General features: G+C 40.6%; 1 protein-coding gene. It reads right to left on the reverse strand.

Annotated elements, in window-relative coordinates; translation table 11 throughout:
* On the reverse strand, positions 1-2,359 hold a 2,359-nt coding region (locus DBR11_RS28175), incomplete at its 3' end, for an endonuclease MutS2 (RefSeq protein ID WP_108555870.1).
* Positions 2,360-2,478: the final 119 nt, after the last annotated feature.

A 2,478-nucleotide genomic window follows, 5' to 3' on the forward strand; every position in this document is an offset into this window, starting at 1 on the left:
ACGTAATACCATCTCCACCCCGGTCTGCATGTTGATCCTCCACACGGGTCACCTGGCTATACTTTTTCAGATATTCACGAATCAATTTTCTCAGAATACCATCACCTTTTCCATGAATCAGTTTAATAAAAGGAAAGCCCATCATAACAGACCTGTCCAAATATTTTTCAACTTCCTGTAAAGCGACTTCACCCCGCATTCCCCTCAAATCCAGCTCTGCAGTAAAAGAGCTGATCGCTTCAGAAATACTGCCAGAATAAGAATTGGCCTGTATCGTTTTCCTCGCCTGCGTATTGCTGATCTTGTGAACCCTGTTCTTTTTCAAAACAGACCTCAGATCGCCCAATGCCACCACCAGGTTATCCCGGTTAATTTCCAGTACCTGTCCAGTAGTTTCACTATTATTGAGTTGTACCCAATCTCCAACCTCTATAGGTGTATTTAATTTTTGTACAGGTGCTTCCGTTTTCTTTTCTTCCTTCACCTGGTGCTGCACCAACTGTTTCTGCAGGTTTTGCCGAAGCTCTTTAGTCGCTACCTTATCCGCCTGTTTTTCTTTAATTTCGGCGATCGTATTCTCGACCAGCTTGTTTGCATTTTTAATAATAGATTGTGCCTCCAGCTTCGCTTCCTTAATCAGGCTCTTCTTATTTTCCTCCAGAAATAGCTTCAGTTTTTCATTCTCAGCCAACAGGTTTTTCACCTTGTTCTGCTGGGTAGAAAGATGGATTTTAGTATCGTAAATCTGCTTCTTCTCTCTCTCCAGATCCACCAGCAAACTGTCTATACGGTTTTGATTGGTACCGGTCTTTTCTCTCGCCAGCTTTAAAACCTCAGGCTGCAAACCAATATTCTGCGCAATCTCAAAAGCATATGAACTACCCGGTTTCCCAATCTCAAGAACATACAAAGGTTTCATTTTATCATTATCAAACAACATAGAGGCATTTTCAAGCCCAGGTGTATTGCCTGCAAACAATTTCAGGTTCGAATAGTGCGTCGTAATTACCCCCCTCACCTTCTTATTGTTCAATACCTCCAGCACTGCTTCTGCCATAGGCCCGCCGAACTGTGGATCTGTACCTGTTCCAAACTCATCAATCAGCACCAGAGACTTCGGTGTAGCATGCGCAACAAAATACCGCATCTTTGTTAAATGGGCACTATAAGTACTCAAATCACTTTCTATAGACTGATCATCTCCGATATCTGCAAAGATATTGTCAAATATACCTACCTCACTCGACTCATGAACAGGAATCAATAACCCGCTCTGAATCATAATCTGCAACAGACCAACCGTTTTCATACAAACAGATTTACCACCGGCATTAGGTCCGGAAACCAGCAATATCCTCAATGTATCATGGATCTGCATATTTAAAGGAACTACTGTTTTCTGATCTTCTTTGAAAGACAGAAACAAGAGCGGATGTCGTGCATTCACCAGTTTAGTCCTCGCTTCTTTCACCAAAACCGGCATATCTGCCTCCACCTCTATCGCAAAAAGCGCTTTTGCACGTACAAAATCCAGCTTTGTTAAAAAGCCATGATAAGACAATAATAAAGGAGTATAAGGCCTCAGGTCATTGGTTAAAGCAATCAGAATCTTAATGATCTCCCTGCGCTTATCAAATTCCAGGTCCCTTAACTTGTTATTTAAAGTAAAGACCTCCTCGGGCTCCATATATACCGTCTGGCCGCTGGCCGATTCATCATGGATAAATCCTTTCAGTTTTCTCTTGTTTTCAGCCAGGATCGGAATACACATCCTGCCGTCACGAATAGTCAAACTTCCATCAGCCACCCAGTTGTTTCCAACAGCCTGTTTATAGATGGCATCCATCTTTTTCCTGACTTCCTGCTCACCTTTTGCAATATCCCCAATGATCTGCTGCAAAGCAGGAGAAGCATTAGGTTTGATCTTACCTTTGGGATCAAGAACAGTTTCAATCTTTTTAAGGATATTTTTCTCTACAGGCAGATGCTCAAATAAAGCTTCCAGGTTAGGATAAACTTCTTTTCTTTCATCAAAAAAACGAAGTACAGAGAATACCGTTTGAAGAGAGGCATACATTTGAAATAACTCCTCCTCCACCAGGTAACTTCCTTCAGCCCGGATCTTATCCGCTAAATATTTAATATCAAAAAAAGTACTGATCTGCAGGGGTTCCTGATTTTCGAGTATACTTTTAAATTCTCTGGTTTGTCTTAAAAATTTATTTATCTGGTCATAATTGGTCATGACCTGCATTTTACTCACCATTTGCTGTCCCATAGGGCTTAAACAATTTTTATGGATGAGTCCTCTAATTTCGTTGAAACCTAAACGTTCCAAACAATTTTCGGGATATAACATAATTACTTTTGCGTCGTTTGAATTTGAACCTTCTTTAACTTTTTCTTCCTGATCTTCTTCTTAGGTTTCACTAATGCACTGTCCTTTTTAACCAATAAAGAATCCTTAACCTTTACATT

Origin of the sequence: Pedobacter sp. HMWF019, from assembly GCF_003061025.1 — a bacterium.
Taxonomy (GTDB): Bacteria; Bacteroidota; Bacteroidia; order Sphingobacteriales; family Sphingobacteriaceae; genus Pedobacter.